The sequence below is a fragment of the Mucilaginibacter tolerans genome (assembly GCF_030519375.1).
In the GTDB taxonomy this organism is placed as follows: Bacteria; Bacteroidota; Bacteroidia; order Sphingobacteriales; family Sphingobacteriaceae; genus Mucilaginibacter.
Genome location: NZ_JAUMKB010000011.1, coordinates 148,603 through 164,543 on the forward strand (window position 1 = coordinate 148,603; position 15,941 = coordinate 164,543).

Sequence of the window (15,941 nt, forward strand, 5' to 3'; positions counted from 1 at the left end):
GCAACGTAATTGTGACGATATATCAGCAGGTTAAGGAAAGAGTGATATTAATTGCATGGTGTACACCATGCATGTAGGCCACAAGCCTGGAGGCTTGCGGCAGCGCTGAGAGGCGATTCGAATACGTAGTTGCTTATCCGGCCTTTACAATATTTATGGCATTAATGCCCTTAGGGCCCTTTTCTACACCAAAACTTACTTTGTCGTTCTCCTTCGCCTGGAAGTTCAGGTTATTTACATGGAAAAAAACATTTTCCTGCGTTTTGCCATCGCGGATAAAGCCATAGCCCTTGGAGGTATTGAAAAAACTGATGATACCGGTCTTCAGCTGGCCTTCCGGTTCAGCTATTTGTTTAGGAACACCAATCTGAATATCTTCAGCCAAAACGGCCTTTGGTTTAAATGTAGTTGGTGGTGTAGAAGTAATGTTCCCGTTCTCGTCAACATAAGCCATCATGCCTTCCAGGCCTTTACCTTTGCTAGAGGCTGTTTTTCTAATCTCGGCTTTTTCTTTTTTTTCCTGATGCTTTTTCAGGCGTTTTTTCTCTTTTTCTTTTTTATTGTAGGTTTCACTGGATTTCCCCATACTTTATATTTCGATTTTAAGTAAATTGATAAAAAAACAAAAAGCACCTGCCGTTTGGGCAGGTGCTGGTCGTAAATTTTATAGTGATAATTAAATTACTTTAACGTTTACAGCATTCAAGCCTTTTTTGCCGCTTTCCACGTCGAAACTTACTTTGTCGTTTTCGCGGATCTGATCGATCAGGCCGGTTGAATGTACAAAAACATCAGCTTTTGTATCATCTTGTGAAATAAATCCGAAACCTTTCAGGTTGTTGAAAAATTTCACTGTTCCTTCTTTTTGCATTACTTAATTTTTAAATGAGTTGCAATGTACGCTTTAATATTGGTATATTTTTACTTTTGGTAAAATAATTTAAAATAAATTTAAACCGATTAACAAAAAATAAAACCCTTACTTTTGTGCCATTAATGTTAGGCGTTTTTTGTACATTGCCTAAATAGCCCTGCCACTCATCACTACTTAGATATTGCCCTCAACTGATTCAGGTGATCTTTAAGATGTTCATTAACCCGAGTCAGCCCAATACAATATGAATAACCAACCAGCCCTTTTGGGCGGCGTTGACGCGCAACAAAATTCTATAACCAACCAGATCAATCTTTTTTTATTCGATCTAAAGAACGAGGCCCGCGAACACGGTTTTAAAGCCGGCGACTCCTGGACCCTCCAGATTGCTACCGAGAACGAACTCAATAATTTGAAAAGAGAACATCACCCGGTGATTTCTTTACGGCTACAGACGCATGCTTTATTAAGGGCATACCTGCAGGTTAAAAGCCAGTTGCAGCAGTCTATTAATAACGATGACAGGACGCTTACTGAAGATGACCTGACAAAGAATGACAAAAGGTATTTGGTAGCCTATCGCGTAAAAAATGCCCGTAGCTGAGCTGACCTATTGATTTTTCATCTCTAATTAATACTATGGCTTTTTTTGATCATGTACCTCAGTCAGCATTTGATAGTTGGCGAAAAGGGCAGACAGATTTAGCTGGGTTTGAAACCGTGCTCGGCTTCTGTGATGGCAAACCTGAATTTGCCTCAAAAAATATATAAGCGCCTATGAGACAACTCAAAATTACGCCATCGATAACCAACCGTGACAGTAGATCGCTGGATCAATACCTGAATGATATCAGCAAGATCCACATGGTGACGGCTGACGAGGAAGTAATGTTAACCAGACTTATTCGTGCAGGCGACCAGGCCGCGTTGCATAAGCTAACCCGTGCCAACCTGCGCTTTGTCGTGTCGGTTTCCAAGAAATTTCAAAACCAGGGCCTGCCACTAAATGACCTGATCAGTGAAGGTAACCTCGGGTTGATAAAGGCAGCGCACCGCTTTGATGAGACTAAAGGTTTCAAATTCATTTCCTATGCTGTATGGTGGATACGGCAGGGTATCCTCCAGGCAATCGCTGAACAATCCCGCATGGTAAGGCTGCCGCTTAATCAGATTGGCTCACTTTCAAAAGTATACAGAACCTTTTCCAAACTAGAACAGGAATATGAACGCGAACCTTCGGTAGAAGAACTGGCTGAGGCAATGGAAAGAACGGTAGACAGCGTTGCCGATGTGATGAGCAAGTCGGGTAGGGCCATTTCGCTGGACGCGCCTTTTGGTGATGAAAGCGAAAATTCACTGCTTGACGTCATGGCTTCCGGCGAGCGAACCACAGACCACAAGTTGCTGGAAGAGTCGTTGTCGGTCACCCTCAGGAATGCCCTCTCAAATTTACCCGACAGAGAAAGAGCCATTCTAATGCTTTATTATGGTGTGGGGTATCCACAAGCTTATTCGCTTGAAGAAATTGGCAGCCGCTACAGGCTAACCCGCGAACGGGTAAGGCAGTTAAAGGACAAAGCGATTGTGCACCTGCGCAGGAATAACCGAAACAAAGAATTGTTTAAGTTTTTGGGGGATTGAGATAAGGGGTGGAGAATATTCGTTTGAATAATTGCATGGCGCACACTTAACATACAGGCCACAAGCGGGCTGCTTGCGGCTGCGGAGGATTGAAAAGTGGTCGAAAATTTGGCATGAGAGACTTTTAAACAACGTGCCGGCAGGGAGAAACCGAACGAGAGGATGCTGCAAAATTGACCTGCGCCTAAATTTGATAATTTTGATTGCGTGATGGTTAGTTGATTTGAAACTATTATATTCAATTATTAGTTGCTTTTAAGCGTTCGATGTACGATCTTAGCAACCATACTTGCACGGGGTGCTTTTTAACTGATGTTAAAGGCTGAGATAATACCCGGAAACCTGATACGGATAATACCGGCGTAGGGATGCATGGCTTCTGTCAACATAAAAGCACACTGCTTTTTAAATATTAAAGCCTTGTTTCTGCCCGATATTTTTACGGTCAGAGGCAAGGCTTTCTTCATTTAAAATATTTTGATATGCTGCCTGAAAGAAAAGACTTTGGCCTGATGACAGAGCGCCTCACCAACTGGCAAGGTCGCCAGGAATGGTTTTTTAACCGCGAACACACCGACACTTATGAGCAATGGTACGAAGGCCGGTATAAGCGTGCCGAAGTATGGCAAAAAAAGGTAATGACCCAATTGCTTAAAACGGACAATCGAGTGCACGAATTGCTGGAGTTTGGTTGCGGCACGACCCGTTTTACCCGTTGGTGGAATGAAATTGGCATTGACGCCACCGGCGCCGACCTTTCGCCGTTTATGCTGGGCCAGGCCGTACACCTTTTTAAAGGCGATCTGGTAAACGCCGACTCACATTTCATGCCGTTCAAAGATCACTCATTTGATGCCGTAGCTTTCATCACCACGTTTGAGTATTACCGCGACCCGGTACAGGTGATACGCGAAGCTGCGCGCGTGGGTAAACATGGAATTGCTTTTGGTATGATGAATCGTAACTCACCTAAGGTGCTGCGCAGGCGTGTGCAGCAAATGTTCGGTAAAAATCCTTTTTACGTTACGGCTGCTTTTTATACACCGGCCATGCTCATCAGCAAAATTGATGAAGCGCTTCAAGGTCGTCAGTATAGTTTGCAATGGACCTGCACCGGTTTGCCCAAGTGGTTCCCGGTACAACAATGGAATATACCCGCCGGCGATTTTTTCGGGTTGTATGTAAAGCTTTTAGATTAGCGCACCGTGTCACTATTTGGGAAAATTGATAGCGGCGGTTTTGAGCAGGTCATCCTGCCGCGCTGCGGGGCATACAGAGACAATGTGGCGAGTGGGCCAGCGTTCGGGGTAGACGTATCGGTGGTTGAGTTACCCGGCAAGTTAGGATTGGCTATGACCAGCGACCCGCTTTCGCTTATTCCATCACTGGGTTTGCAGGAATCGGCGTGGTTATCTGTCCATTTGATGGCTAACGACATGGCTACCACGGGATTTGCACCAATGTATGTGCAAATGGTGCTGAATTTGCCGCCAGCACTCACCGCGGATGATTTTGAAACCTACTGGAACCACATCCATCAATATTGTAAACAGATTGGAGTATCCATTACCGGCGGCCATACCGGAAGTATTGAAGGACAAAACTCAACAATTGCCGGGGGCGGCACTATGTTGCTGACGGCGCCGCTCAATAATATTCGTCTGAGCCGCAATGCGCAGCCGGGCAACCTAATAATTGTTACCAAGCAATGCGCCATGTCGTCGGCCGCTATACTGGCCATGAGTTTCCCCGAAACGGTGAAGCATAAACTGGGTGCTGAAATCTACAGGCAAGGTTGTGAACTTTTCTATCAGACATCATCGTTGACAGACGGATTGACAGCCGCTGCAGGCACGGAAGTTACCGCTATGCACGATGTCACCGAAGGCGGTGTGTTGGGCGCAATTTATGAGATGGCCGTGGCATCTGGTACTGGCGTACGAATAATTAATGAATTGCTGCCCGTAGGCCATACCCAACAAGCAATTTGCAGTCTTTTTAATATCGATTACCGGTTTTGCGTTGGCGCCGGCTCTATGGTAATTGCCACGGCCCGTGAAGGCAGCGATGCCGTATTGCAGCGTTTGCACGCCCAAAACGTTAAAGCTGCCATAGTAGGAGAGTTCACCGGGCCGGAATTGGGTTACGAGCTTGTCGAAAATGACATTGCCTATCCAATGCCTTATTACAGCAAAGACCCCTACTGGTATGCATTTTTTAACGCCTGTAAAAACGGATGGAACTAATGGAGAAACTTAATAGGATAAACGGGGGTATTTACCTGGTGCTTAATCCAGGTATGGAGACCGGGTTGCTGTTAGCCCGCCTGGCCGATGCCCTGGCCGGTGGCTTGCTGGCCGTACAGATATGGAACAACTGGCAATCCGGAGCAGCGCGTTTAGATATTATTAAAGCAGCAGGACGGCTTTGTCAACAACACAATGTGCCGTTATTGATAAACCAGGAGTGGGAGCTGCTATTGCAGTCGACGTGGCTGCAGGGTGTACATTTTGATAATATCCCTGGTGATTTTGAACATATAAAAAAGACCTTAAATAGATCGTTCCTCGCCGGCATCACCTGCTCTGGTAATTTGGATACGGTTGTTTGGGCTAATGAAAACAAGCTCGACTATATTTCATTTTGCTCTATGTTTCCATCGCCTTCTGCCGGTCATTGCGATCTGGTGATGCCGGCTACCGTACGGCAAGCCCGTGGAATAACCGACCTGCCCATCTTTGTGGCAGGCGGTGTTACACCACAAAATGTCATCAAGCTAAAAGAAGAAATCCCTTTTAACGGCGTGGCCGTTATTTCAGGGATTCTAAGTTCGGCTAATCCTCAACAAAAAGTAAAAGAATATCAGGCTGCGTTAATGCACCGTGAAAAATTTCAGCAATGAAACAAAAAACTATAGAAAAACTCTGCTGCCCATTTGATAAAAGCGACCTGCAATTGCTTGTTTTTTCAAAAGATATCGAACACAATGTACTGGAAGGGATGCTTACTTGTACAAGCTGTCGGCGCAAATACCCAATTGTTTATGGCGTGCCTATTATGGCGCCCGACGAGTACCGGCAGCCGACGCTCGAGCAATCGATCTTGGAACGCTGGCAATTGGATTACAAGCTTGATGCTGCTGTTGCATTGAACTGGACCGCCGAAAGTAATTGTTAGCCTTATATATCGATAAAATGACGATTAGTATTAGAGTGTAGTTAAGGTTAATTTTTTTAACTATTGCGGGTGTTACAACCTGACATGTGACACTTTAATGTGTAAACCTACCAGGACAAGACACTTTTGGCTCTATCCTAAAACAACAAAAGCTGATCGAAAGATCGGCTTTTGCACTCGGGGCGATACAGATTTCCAAACACTTTATTGAGGATTTCCAAGTTTTAATACGTTTAATTGTGGAGTTTGGAATTTTTCAACATCCTTTATTTGGCATAGCATAAATCACGTTGCCTGAAACAGATAAATCGAAACCCTTATTTTCTACAGAAGGAAGTAATAGTTTCGTCCATGTTTTGCCTATGTCAGATGACCGGAATATACCATCTGAGCTACTACATATTAAATATTTGCCCGCTTGTTTGATTGATGAAATATACAATGAAGATTGAAATCCGAATATTTGTTTGATAAATGAACTATTCAATGAAGATCGGAGTCCTTCTCCTATGTCATTCCAGGTTTTTCCACCATCCAGTGAAATGTTTACTGTGTTGGTTTTGGTTATGGTGTTGTAGGTTATAGCAGCAAATCCTCCATCAATACGTTCCACCGCGACACCAGACCCCCCTTCACTAATCACACGATCCCAGTTCTCACCATCATCGGTCGACCTTAATATTCCCTGTGAGCTGGCAGCCAGGAGTACACCGTTTGACTCTACCATTTTCATTACCCAGCCTCCAACATGCACATATTTCCAGGTTTTTCCATTGTTAGTGGATTTATAAAGAGCATTGTTGGAGCCGATGAAAATTGTCCCTCCCGTAGTTTCAAAAACACTGCTTACTTGTTTCTCTTTATAATTCGTGAACATCCAATCTATCGTTCTGTTAATGCGTACGGCTTGCTCCTGAAAATTTGTGTACATGGGCGACCAATCACTCTTTCCGTTTATTTTTTGTAAAAACTGTCCCCTGAAATTATATGCAAATATCCCATTCTTGCCAGGAGCAATCTCACGCTGTTCACCAGGGAAAATCTCTTTTGTCCAAAAAGAAGTTGTAGAATTTGGGTCACTGTGATAAAGCCCATTGCCAGTACGTATATAGAGCCCACGGTCATTTGCAAATAAACCATGACTCCACATACCTGTTCTCTGTAATTTTTCAGGCAGCCCTTTGCTAATGTCCTGCCATGTTTGTCCGCCATCAGTAGACCTTAAAACGATGTTTACAGACCTTGATTTAGTGCCTTTTGTTGTTTTCGCCCCCGATTCCTTTTCTTTTAGCACAAAAGAATTTAGTAGAAACAATGCCAGGAGGATAGCCGGAACAAATACAAATAATCTTTTCATTTTCTTATTTTTCATGTCCTATAAATTTGGTACAGCAAATCTACTTTGATGTTTTTCGGCTTAAGTAATCTGGATTGTAAATAAAAATGTAAACTTTGTAAATAAAATCTTGACGTTATGTCTAATAGCCGAAATCTCCTCTCCGGAAAACGCAAATATCTTTTTGCATTGGTGCTACTCTTGTTTATTTCTGTAATCTGCGTGGCTTTCAGTATAGCGGGCAATGACGACTTTGATATCGCCAGGAGGGAAGTATTGCTTCGCAAGGTCGGAGATGAACTGCTTTCACAATCGGGCGACCTTACATCAAGGGTGCTCCCGGTAAAAAAGATTTCAGCAAATGAATACCAGATAAGTTTTGAAAAGGATCTTACTTTTCTGCCGGATTCACTGGTGAATACTACCAGCCGTTTGTTGGCCAAAGACCCGCTAGCACGTGACTATGTCGTTAACGTTCTGAACAGCGGCAACGCCAGTGTAACCTATGGCTACGCTATATCAGAAAATAAAAAAAATGATATTATAGCATGTAAAGGAAGAGTGCAACCGAAAGCATCCTACATGATCGACATTAAATTCAAACCAGCAGGAATAATTACAGCAAAGAATGGATATCTTCTGGGCAGCTTGCCATTTTTAGCATTTATTGGTTTTATTGTTTTAAGATCTGTTAAGCCGCAAAGAGCTTTACCCGACGATCAGTATACCAGTGTGTTCACTTTGGGTTCGGTATTGTTCGATGCCAGGAATCGGAAGCTGATAATAAATAGAAAGACAATAGACCTGACCGGAACGGAAACGCGTCTGCTGCTTATTTTCGCTTTGTCGCCTAACCAGCCTATAGAGCGAAGCCGGCTGCAAAAAGAGATATGGGAAGATGAAGGTGTTATTGTGGGACGCAGTTTGGATATGTTTATATCAAAACTCAGAAAGAAATTGGAACCTGACTCGAATATCAACATTGTTGTAATTCGCGGTAAAGGATATAAGCTTGAAATTAACTCATAAGAAGAATCATCACCTACATAAGAACCCTCCGGGCTTCGGATGATTATGGCCGTAGTTTATAACTACAAGGCTCATAAAATAACAAAGCCCGACACTTTCGTATCAGGCTTTCGTACTGACAGCGGGAGATTAATTGAACACATTTATGGCTTCCTGATGGTTGCAGAACGGATTTTGCAGAAATGTGCTAAGAAAAACTCGGGTAATCAAAGTGAATAATTGCTACAGTTTCTTCCTTCTAAGGTGTTCAAAAAAATCAATATGCTAGATTCTTTGAACACCATCGAATGTATGTTACAATAGCAGGCTCATACCCAGATGCGATTATCATTTTGATGTCAGATAAAAAATAAACGTCAAATAAATTTGTTTTTATTGAACAGTGTTCAATATTTTTGCAGTGTTTAAATTAATAAACATAATCATGAAAAAAGTATTGATCACAGGAGCAAGCGGCGGCATCGGGCTGGAGACAGCGAGGCAACTGGCCGCTAAAGGTTATCGGTTAACGCTGGTAGCGCGTAATGAGGACAAATTAAATAAGGCGGCAAAAAGCTTAGCCGGTACCGGTCACTCCGTTTTTGCTGCCGATCTGACAAAAAAAGAAGATCTCCAAAAGCTGGTCAGCCATTTGAAAAGCGAAAAGTATGATGTGTTAATCAACAATGCAGGGGCAGGGCTTTACGGAGAATTCATTGAGATTCCGTTAGCCGATCAATTGACAACCATGCATCTCAATATGGATGCTTTGGTAACGCTGTCTTATGGCTTCTTACAAAACGCTTCGGCAGGTGATAGTTTGGTAAATATCGGGTCATTGCTTGGCCACTCGTCTCTGCCAGGTGCATCTGTGTATGCGGCCACCAAAAGTTTTGTTTCCAATTTCTCAGAATCACTATGGTATGAGTTTAAGCGAAAAGGTGTTTTTGTAATGGGATTCAATCCTGGTGCCGCAAACTCGGACTTTCATGCAAACGCAGGCGGGCAAACTAGCGATTTCCCAAAATTTGTAGTTTCTTCTGTTGAAGACGTAGCCAGGGAACTGGTAAAAGCTTTGGAAAAAAGGCAGAAGCCGCGAGTTGTGCAAGGCTGGAAAAACAGGTTCATGCTTTTTGGATTCCGCCTTTTGAACCGGAAATCGGCTGTTAACATCATGGGGCAGATTAGTCCGGGAATGCGCAGCTAAGGTCGGAATTCGCATGCGAAATTTCGCCACGTGACCGACGGTCTTATATTTGTAACTTATATCATCTTATAATGGGCATAGCAGAAAGAAAATTGAAAGAGAAGCAGGAAATGCATCAACGCATTTTGAATGGTGCGCGCAAGATATTCCTTGAAAAAGGCTATGAACAAACGAGCATGCGTAATATCGCGAACGAAATCGATTATAGCCCGGGCTCGCTCTATTTCTATTTTAAAGACAAAAGCGAGATTTTTCACGAGCTGCATAAAGAGGGATTTAGCCTCCTGCTCAGTCAGTTTAAGGTTCTTGAGAAAGTTGCTGATCCATTTGAGCGTTTGAAAGCAATGGGCCGCATCTTTATTCAATTTGCACAAGACAATAAGGATTATTATAACCTGATGTTTATTGTTGACGAACCGGTAAAAATGTCTGAAGATGGTGGTTTTAAAATAGCACAGGAAGCAATCAATCAGCTGTCAGCTGTTATTAAAGAATGCCAGCAACAAGGGAAGTTTAAAGATATGGATACCGAGTATTTTACCTTTATGATCCTTTCAGCGGTTCATGGCATATGTGCACTTTTTTGTAAAGACCGTACGGCAAGTTTTATAGACAAAACGAATGAAGAATTGATGGAAAATGGCTACGAGTGCCTGGTTGCTTTACTCGAGAAGAGTTAGCTATTTTTTTGACTTATTGTTAAACGGTGTTTAAAATAATTACAGTGATTAAATTTAAATTTAAAACCCAGACAATTTCCCGTTGTGTGCTGGCTGCATCAGCAATTTTTACAGTCCACACCGGGAAAGCTCAGAACAAGCTGGATGAGTATATCCGGCAAGGATTATCATCCAATCAGAGCATCACCCAGCAGAATTTTCTGCTGGAAAAAAATATGTACGCCTTACAGGATGCGAAAAGTATGTTCCTGCCGGACATTACGTTTTCGACGACCTATACCAAAGCTCATGGCGGACGAACAATTGATTTCCCGGCAGCCGACCTGCTGAACGGGGCCTATGCTACGCTCAACCAATTGACCGGGACAAATTCATTCCCACAATTGCAGAACCAGCATATCCTGATCAACCCGGACAACTTTTATGACGCGAAATTCCGCACAACGCTTCCTATTCTAAATGCGGAGCTGATCTATAACAAAAGGATCAGGCAGCAACAGATAGACCTGCAAAAAACAGAAGTGCTGCTTTATAAGCGAGAATTGGTTAAAGAGGTCAAGACGGCTTACTACAATTATCTAAAAGCTATGAATGCCGCTAAAATCTATGAATCCTCGCTCCGGTTGGTAGAAGAAGGGCAGCGTATCAACACGAAACTTTTCGAGAATAGTAAGGTAAACCGGACCGTCGTACTTAGAAGCCAAAATGAAGTATCGAGGATCAACGCTTCACTGGTAACGGCAACAAAAAACGCCGAGTCTGCCCGCTATTATTTTAACTTCCTGCTGAACCGCCCGCTAACCGACAGCATACAGACCGACGACATCACCGAGCTGCCTGCCCAGGAGCAACTGAGGGAGAATAACGTCAGCGGAAGAGAGGAGCTGTCTAAGCTCAAGATCGCAAAAGACATCAATGGCAACCTGACCGGTCTTGCTAAGTCCTATCTCATACCTAAAATAGGCACTTCTCTGGATCTGGGTTCGCAGGCCTTTGATTGGCGTTTCAATACGCAGAGCCGTTATTATTTCCTGGGCGTTTCGCTCGAATGGAACCTGTTTTCTTTTGGTAAGCATAATTACCGGATCAAGCAGACGCTTTCTGACCAGCAGGCCCTCGTAGCACAAACTGACTACGTACAGCAACAGTTGCTTACCGAATTGAAGGTTAAGCAGGCAGGTATGCAAAGCGCGCTGGCAGAATATGATGCCGCAAAATCACAATTAACCACAAGCAAGACCTATTACAGCGATATGCTGAAATTATACAAGGAAGGAATGGCTATTTACATTGAATTGCTGGATGCCCAGAACCAATGGATCGACGCCCAGCTTCACGCCAATATCGCCCTTTTTGACACCTGGATTGCTCATACAGCAATCGAACGCGCCAATGCAAGTTTCACTATTCAATAACAAAATCATGAAAAAAATCTATTTATTCCCTGGTATAGTCGCAGGCGCACTCCTGATCGCGTCGTGCAAACATGAGCAAAAGGCTAAAAACGCAATCGGTGAACCCGATATCATCCCGGTTAAGGTTGCCACGATATCTGCTTTGGAAATACCTGGCCATATCAGCACTACCGGCTTGGTCAGTACAGAAGATGAGGCCAAATACTCATTTAAAATAGGCGGTGTTATCAATCGCATTTTTGTAGAAGAAGGACAGTTTTTCAAAAAAGGCCAGCTGCTGGCGACTCTGAATTCGACCGAAATATCAGCTGGCCTGGCCCAATCGAGCCTGGGCGTGGAGAAGGCACAACGAGATTATGCCCGCGCAGTTAACCTTTATAAAGACAGTGTTTTTACGCTCGAACAATTACAGAACACCAAGACGGCGCTGGACGTCGCCGCAAAAGCCAGGGAGGCAACCGCTTTCAACGAGCGCTATTCAAAAATATATGCCGCCACCGATGGCTTTGTAAGCAAAAAAATCGCGAATGAGGGGGAAGTAATCGCTCCTGGAATGCCGGCGTTGCTCATCAATTCAACGCAGCAGCGCAATAGTTATACACTGAAAGTTGGTGTTACTGACCGTGAATGGGCCATGATCAAGCTCGGCCAAACAGCAAAAGTGACGCTGGACGGTTATGAAGGTCGACAATTTGATGCTGTCGTATTCCGTAAGTCGCAGGCTGCAGATAGCCAGCTCGGTTCTTTTCAGATAGAACTGAAGCTCAATTCAAACGGCACCAAACCTGCCGTCGGCATGTTTGGCAAAGCAATAATTGCGACCAGCCAGGGCGAAAATGTGATGGCCATTCCCTATGGCTCATTGGTGGAAGCTGACGGCAACACAGGGTTCGTATTTACAACCACCGGCACTAATAAGGTTAAAAAAGTGCCTGTAACCATTGCGAGGTTTGATAACCAGGAGGTTTATCTAAAAAATAAACCTGACGGTGTAGATCAGATCGTGGTTTCCAACAGCGCTTACCTGAACGAAGAGTCAATTATTAAAATCATCAAGTAAGTACCATAGTCATGAAGATTACAAATTTTGCGGTCAAGAACTACCAGTTCACGCTAATCATATTCCTTCTTGTCGCCGTGGTCGGCGTTCTCACCCTGTTTACGATGCCGCGGTCGGAAGATCCTACCACCCATCCGCCACAATACCTGATCACCGTGATCTATCCGGGCACTAGTCCTAAAGATATGGAAGAGCAGGTGGTAAAGCCGATTGAAAATAAAATTTACGGGCTGGAAAACATCGAAAAGATATTGACTACGGTGGAAGACGGTGTTGCGGTAATTCAGCCAAAGTTCAAATACGGTGTAGATGTAGATAACAAGTATCAGGAGATATCCACAGAGATCAATGCCTTAAAAAGCAGCGAACTTCCGAAGGATATTTACCTGATCAAAACCGAGAAAATTTCCTCTGCTGATGTAAATATACTCCAGGTGGCCTTAGTTTCAGATAACGCTTCGGGTAAATTGCTTCGGGACGAGGCTGATATACTGAAAACACGCCTGGAAAAAATCACAGCATTGAAAGATGTCAGGTATTCGGGCATACCGGAACAGGAAATTCGCGTCGACATGCAGCTGGATAAACTCGCGCAGTACAAAATCCCGCTTAATGTCGTCATCGGAAGTCTTCAAAGCGAGGCTACAGACATACCCGGAGGAAGTATCAACCTGGAGAGTAAAGTCTTTAATGTTAAGACCAGTGGAAAAATCAGGACGGTCGACGATGTTGCCAATACGGTGGTCTATAATGCCAACGGCAAAATCATTTATCTGAAAGACGTGGCAGATGTGAGTTACAAAGACGGAACAATTGATCAGATCACCCGCCTGAATGGGCATCGTTGTATACTGGTTAATGCGCGTATGAAGGATAATGTGAATATCACTAAAGTTCAGGGGGATTTCCTGCCCGTGCTGCAAGCGTTTTCCAAAGGTCTGCCGTCCAATATCCGCATGGTGAAAAATTTCGATCAGGCCAACATGGTATCAGAGCGTTTGGGCCACCTGGGGTTTGACTTTGGGTTAGCCATTGTTTTGGTGATCATCACCTTGCTGCCGTTGGGGTTCAGGGCATCTCTTATCGTGATGATGTCTATTCCGCTTTCCCTTGCTCTCGGGCTTATCGCCATGAATTTACTAGGGTATTCTTTAAACCAGTTAAGTATCGTTGGGCTTGTAGTTGCGTTGGGCCTACTGGTGGACGACAGTATCGTCGTGGTCGAGAACATCGAACGCTGGCTGAGAGAAGGTCATTCACGAAAGGATGCTATCCTGAAAGGCACCAAGCAGATCGGTGTCGCAGTAGTTGGATGTACGGCTACGTTGGTGATCGCATTTTTACCGCTTGCATTCTTGCCTGATCTGGCCGGGGAGTTTATCCGCTGCCTGCCAATGGCCGTAATGACCAGCGTTTTAGCCTCAATGATCGTAGCCCTAACGCTTGTTCCCTTTCTGGGAAGCAGGATGCTGAAGACGCATACGCATGGCGAGGGCAATTTCTTTCTGAAGAATTTACAAAAATTTCTGACCTACTCGTACAGGCGCGTGATGCCTTTAGCCCTAAAATGGCCAAAAACAACCATAGGGATATCATTGGGTTTAAGTGTATTCGCTTTTTTCTTGTTCACGAAGACTGGCTTTAAGCTTTTTCCCACCTCCGAGAAACCGATGTTTCTCATTAATATCAAAATGCCCTTACAGGCAGATATCCCTGAAAGCGACCGGGTAACCAAACTGGTGGAAAATGAGTTAAAGAAACATAAAGAGATCGTTTATTATACGGCAAATGTGGGCAAAGGTAATCCGCAGGTTTATTACAACGTGCACCAGCAGGATATAAAACCTGACTTCGCCCAGGTTTTCGTGCAACTGGATGAAGAAGCCAGTCCGAAAGAAAAAACAGACCTGATCAAACAGTTAAGGCAGACGTTTAAAGATTTCCCATACGCAAGAATAGAAGTGAAAGACTTTGAACAGGGAACGCCGATTGAAGCCAATATTGTGGTCAGGATCTTCGGGGACGATCAGGAAAAATTGCGTGCACTTTCTTTCCAGGTAGAACAGATTCTGAAAAAGAATCCCGGGACTTTTTACGTCTATAACGAATTGAACACCTATAAATCGGATGTAAAAATAAAAATTGACAAAGAAAAGGCGCGCACTTTAGGTGTCCTTACCAGCGATGTGGACAAAGTAGTCAGGATGGCAGTAGCAGGACTAACCGTTGGGGACTATATTGACGACCGGGGCGACTCACGGAACATAGTTATCACCCTTCCCAGGGAGAAATTCTCAAACCTTGATGTTTTTAAGAACCTTTATGTAAATAATATCCAGGGCACCCCGGTGCTGGTTGATCAAATTGCAAGCATTTCATTTGAAACATCGCCCACAGCAATAAATCATTTTAATAAATCACGTTTTTCCAAAGTTACCTCGTTAACCAAAGACAACGTGCTGGCCAATGATGTCCTGAAGGAAGTTATTCCGCAGTTAAATAAATTAAAAATGCCATCTGGATATTATTACAAGCTATCTGGAGAAGCCGAATCGGAAGGCGATACATTGGGAGGAAATTTCCTTTCCGTGATCCTATTGAGCGGCTTTCTTTTCATAGGTGTTCTGATATTACAGTTCAAAACCTTTAAAGGGATCATCATCGTATTATCGATTATACCATTGGGCATACTCGGAGGAGTGGTATTTCTTCTTTTGACGGGTAACCCAATGTCGTTGGTATCAATCATTGGTTTTATTGGATTGTCGGGTATACAGGTCAAGAATTCGCTGTTGCTGGTCGATTTTACCAATCAGTTACGTGCGGAGGGCCATAGCATTGATGAAGCCATCAGTATGGCTGGCGAGACACGATTCCTGCCTGTGGTGCTTACTTCGATAACGGCAATCTGCGGGTTATTGCCTATCGCGCTGAACCCCAATCCACTTATAGCGCCTTTAGCTATCGTATTAATTGGCGGCCTGATTAGTTCTACCATACTTTCGCGGATTGTGACACCGGTGATGTATAAATTGATTCCGCCATATCTGGAAAGTGTTGAAGGATGAACGGCATTGTCGAGTTTCTTCCGCTTGCTAGCAGCTGGAAATTTACATGACTGATTGCTGATTAAAGGCAATATGAAAACAACAAAGAGAAAAGCCAAAAGAATTACAAATGCCCAAAACAAAAATAAAGTTTTAGATGGAATTAGCTATGCAGGTAGTGAGGAGGAGTTATTAAATAAAGTTGTAGAAATAATTGTTAAGATAATTAAGAGAGAAGTTGGTTTATAGCGAGTTGAGGTGTTCGATGTCTAATCTTACCACTGCATGGGATTGATAAAAATAATTATATTGTAAATAATTGATAATCAATATGTTGTTGGTGTTCAACTAAAGGCAAATGGGAGAGGGGGAATCGAACACATTTTGTCTTGTAAAAAATTGATAATCAGTAATTTATTACTTTGATGAAAGTCGTTTTTTCAGAGTGAGTAACCAACGTCTCTTAAAACAAAAAATGCAAGTTGTTAATAGTCAA

16 protein-coding genes and 1 riboswitch are annotated in these 15,941 nt (G+C 43.5%); of the genes, 13 read left to right on the forward strand and 3 right to left on the reverse strand.

Features of this window, described 5'->3' with window-relative positions; translation table 11 throughout:
• Positions 1-133: 133 nt before the first annotated feature.
• A complete protein-coding gene (locus Q3A68_RS16240; RefSeq protein WP_302902165.1) occupies positions 134-586 on the reverse strand; it encodes a cold-shock protein in 453 nt (150 codons plus the stop codon).
• Positions 587-676: 90 nt separating this feature from the next.
• A complete protein-coding gene (locus tag Q3A68_RS16245; protein ID WP_302902166.1) occupies positions 677-871 on the reverse strand; it encodes a cold-shock protein in 195 nt (64 codons plus the stop codon).
• 247 nt (positions 872-1,118) lie between these two features.
• On the opposite strand from Q3A68_RS16245, the gene Q3A68_RS16250 reads away from it, so the two are divergent.
• The 6 genes from Q3A68_RS16250 to Q3A68_RS16275 all read left to right on the forward strand — a co-directional run bounded on the left by Q3A68_RS16250 (position 1,119) and on the right by Q3A68_RS16275 (position 5,692).
• Positions 1,119-1,478 (forward strand): hypothetical protein, encoded by a 360-nt coding sequence (locus tag Q3A68_RS16250; RefSeq protein WP_302902167.1) that lies wholly within the window; start codon positions 1,119-1,121, stop codon positions 1,476-1,478.
• 173 nt (positions 1,479-1,651) lie between these two features.
• Positions 1,652-2,515 carry a sigma-70 family RNA polymerase sigma factor gene (locus Q3A68_RS16255; RefSeq protein ID WP_302902168.1) on the forward strand — a complete coding sequence of 288 codons (864 nt, stop codon included), beginning with the start codon at positions 1,652-1,654 and terminating at the stop codon, positions 2,513-2,515.
• 284 nt (positions 2,516-2,799) lie between these two features.
• Positions 2,800-2,901, forward strand: a riboswitch (TPP riboswitch).
• 96 nt (positions 2,902-2,997) lie between these two features.
• On the forward strand, positions 2,998-3,714 hold the full coding sequence (locus Q3A68_RS16260) for a class I SAM-dependent methyltransferase (protein ID WP_302902169.1): 717 nt from the start codon (positions 2,998-3,000) through the stop codon (positions 3,712-3,714).
• A gap of 6 nt (positions 3,715-3,720) precedes the next feature.
• Positions 3,721-4,761 carry an AIR synthase-related protein gene (locus Q3A68_RS16265; RefSeq protein WP_302902170.1) on the forward strand — a complete coding sequence of 347 codons (1,041 nt, stop codon included), beginning with the start codon at positions 3,721-3,723 and terminating at the stop codon, positions 4,759-4,761.
• Entirely contained in the window at positions 4,761-5,417 is a 657-nt protein-coding gene (locus tag Q3A68_RS16270; protein ID WP_302902171.1) for a thiamine phosphate synthase, read from the forward strand. The genes Q3A68_RS16265 and Q3A68_RS16270 overlap by 1 nt, the downstream gene beginning before the upstream one ends.
• A complete protein-coding gene (locus Q3A68_RS16275) occupies positions 5,414-5,692 on the forward strand; it encodes a Trm112 family protein (protein ID WP_302902172.1) in 279 nt (92 codons plus the stop codon). Before Q3A68_RS16270 ends, Q3A68_RS16275 begins: the two co-directional genes overlap by 4 nt.
• A gap of 256 nt (positions 5,693-5,948) precedes the next feature.
• Here Q3A68_RS16275 and Q3A68_RS16280 read toward each other — a convergent pair whose 3' ends face one another.
• On the reverse strand, positions 5,949-7,049 hold the full coding sequence (locus Q3A68_RS16280; protein WP_302902173.1) for a WD40/YVTN/BNR-like repeat-containing protein: 1,101 nt from the start codon (positions 7,047-7,049) through the stop codon (positions 5,949-5,951).
• Between the two features lie 117 nt (positions 7,050-7,166).
• Here Q3A68_RS16280 and Q3A68_RS16285 point away from each other — a divergent pair, with 117 nt between their 5' ends.
• The 7 genes from Q3A68_RS16285 to Q3A68_RS16315 all read left to right on the forward strand — a co-directional run bounded on the left by Q3A68_RS16285 (position 7,167) and on the right by Q3A68_RS16315 (position 15,694).
• Positions 7,167-8,057 carry a winged helix-turn-helix domain-containing protein gene (locus Q3A68_RS16285; protein WP_302902174.1) on the forward strand — a complete coding sequence of 297 codons (891 nt, stop codon included), beginning with the start codon at positions 7,167-7,169 and terminating at the stop codon, positions 8,055-8,057.
• Positions 8,058-8,481: 424 nt separating this feature from the next.
• Positions 8,482-9,243 carry an SDR family NAD(P)-dependent oxidoreductase gene (locus tag Q3A68_RS16290; RefSeq protein ID WP_302902175.1) on the forward strand — a complete coding sequence of 254 codons (762 nt, stop codon included), beginning with the start codon at positions 8,482-8,484 and terminating at the stop codon, positions 9,241-9,243.
• Between the two features lie 71 nt (positions 9,244-9,314).
• Entirely contained in the window at positions 9,315-9,923 is a 609-nt protein-coding gene (locus tag Q3A68_RS16295; protein WP_302902176.1) for a TetR/AcrR family transcriptional regulator, read from the forward strand.
• A gap of 44 nt (positions 9,924-9,967) precedes the next feature.
• Positions 9,968-11,338 (forward strand): TolC family protein, encoded by a 1,371-nt coding sequence (locus tag Q3A68_RS16300; protein ID WP_302902177.1) that lies wholly within the window; start codon positions 9,968-9,970, stop codon positions 11,336-11,338.
• A 7-nt stretch (positions 11,339-11,345) separates the two neighbouring features.
• Entirely contained in the window at positions 11,346-12,398 is a 1,053-nt protein-coding gene (locus Q3A68_RS16305) for an efflux RND transporter periplasmic adaptor subunit (protein WP_302902178.1), read from the forward strand.
• An 11-nt stretch (positions 12,399-12,409) separates the two neighbouring features.
• The gene (locus Q3A68_RS16310) at positions 12,410-15,466 is read left to right on the forward strand and encodes an efflux RND transporter permease subunit (protein ID WP_302902179.1); all 3,057 of its coding nucleotides are present in this window, start codon (positions 12,410-12,412) and stop codon (positions 15,464-15,466) included.
• Positions 15,467-15,538: 72 nt separating this feature from the next.
• Entirely contained in the window at positions 15,539-15,694 is a 156-nt protein-coding gene (locus Q3A68_RS16315) for a hypothetical protein (RefSeq protein WP_302902180.1), read from the forward strand.
• Positions 15,695-15,941 lie beyond the last annotated feature (247 nt).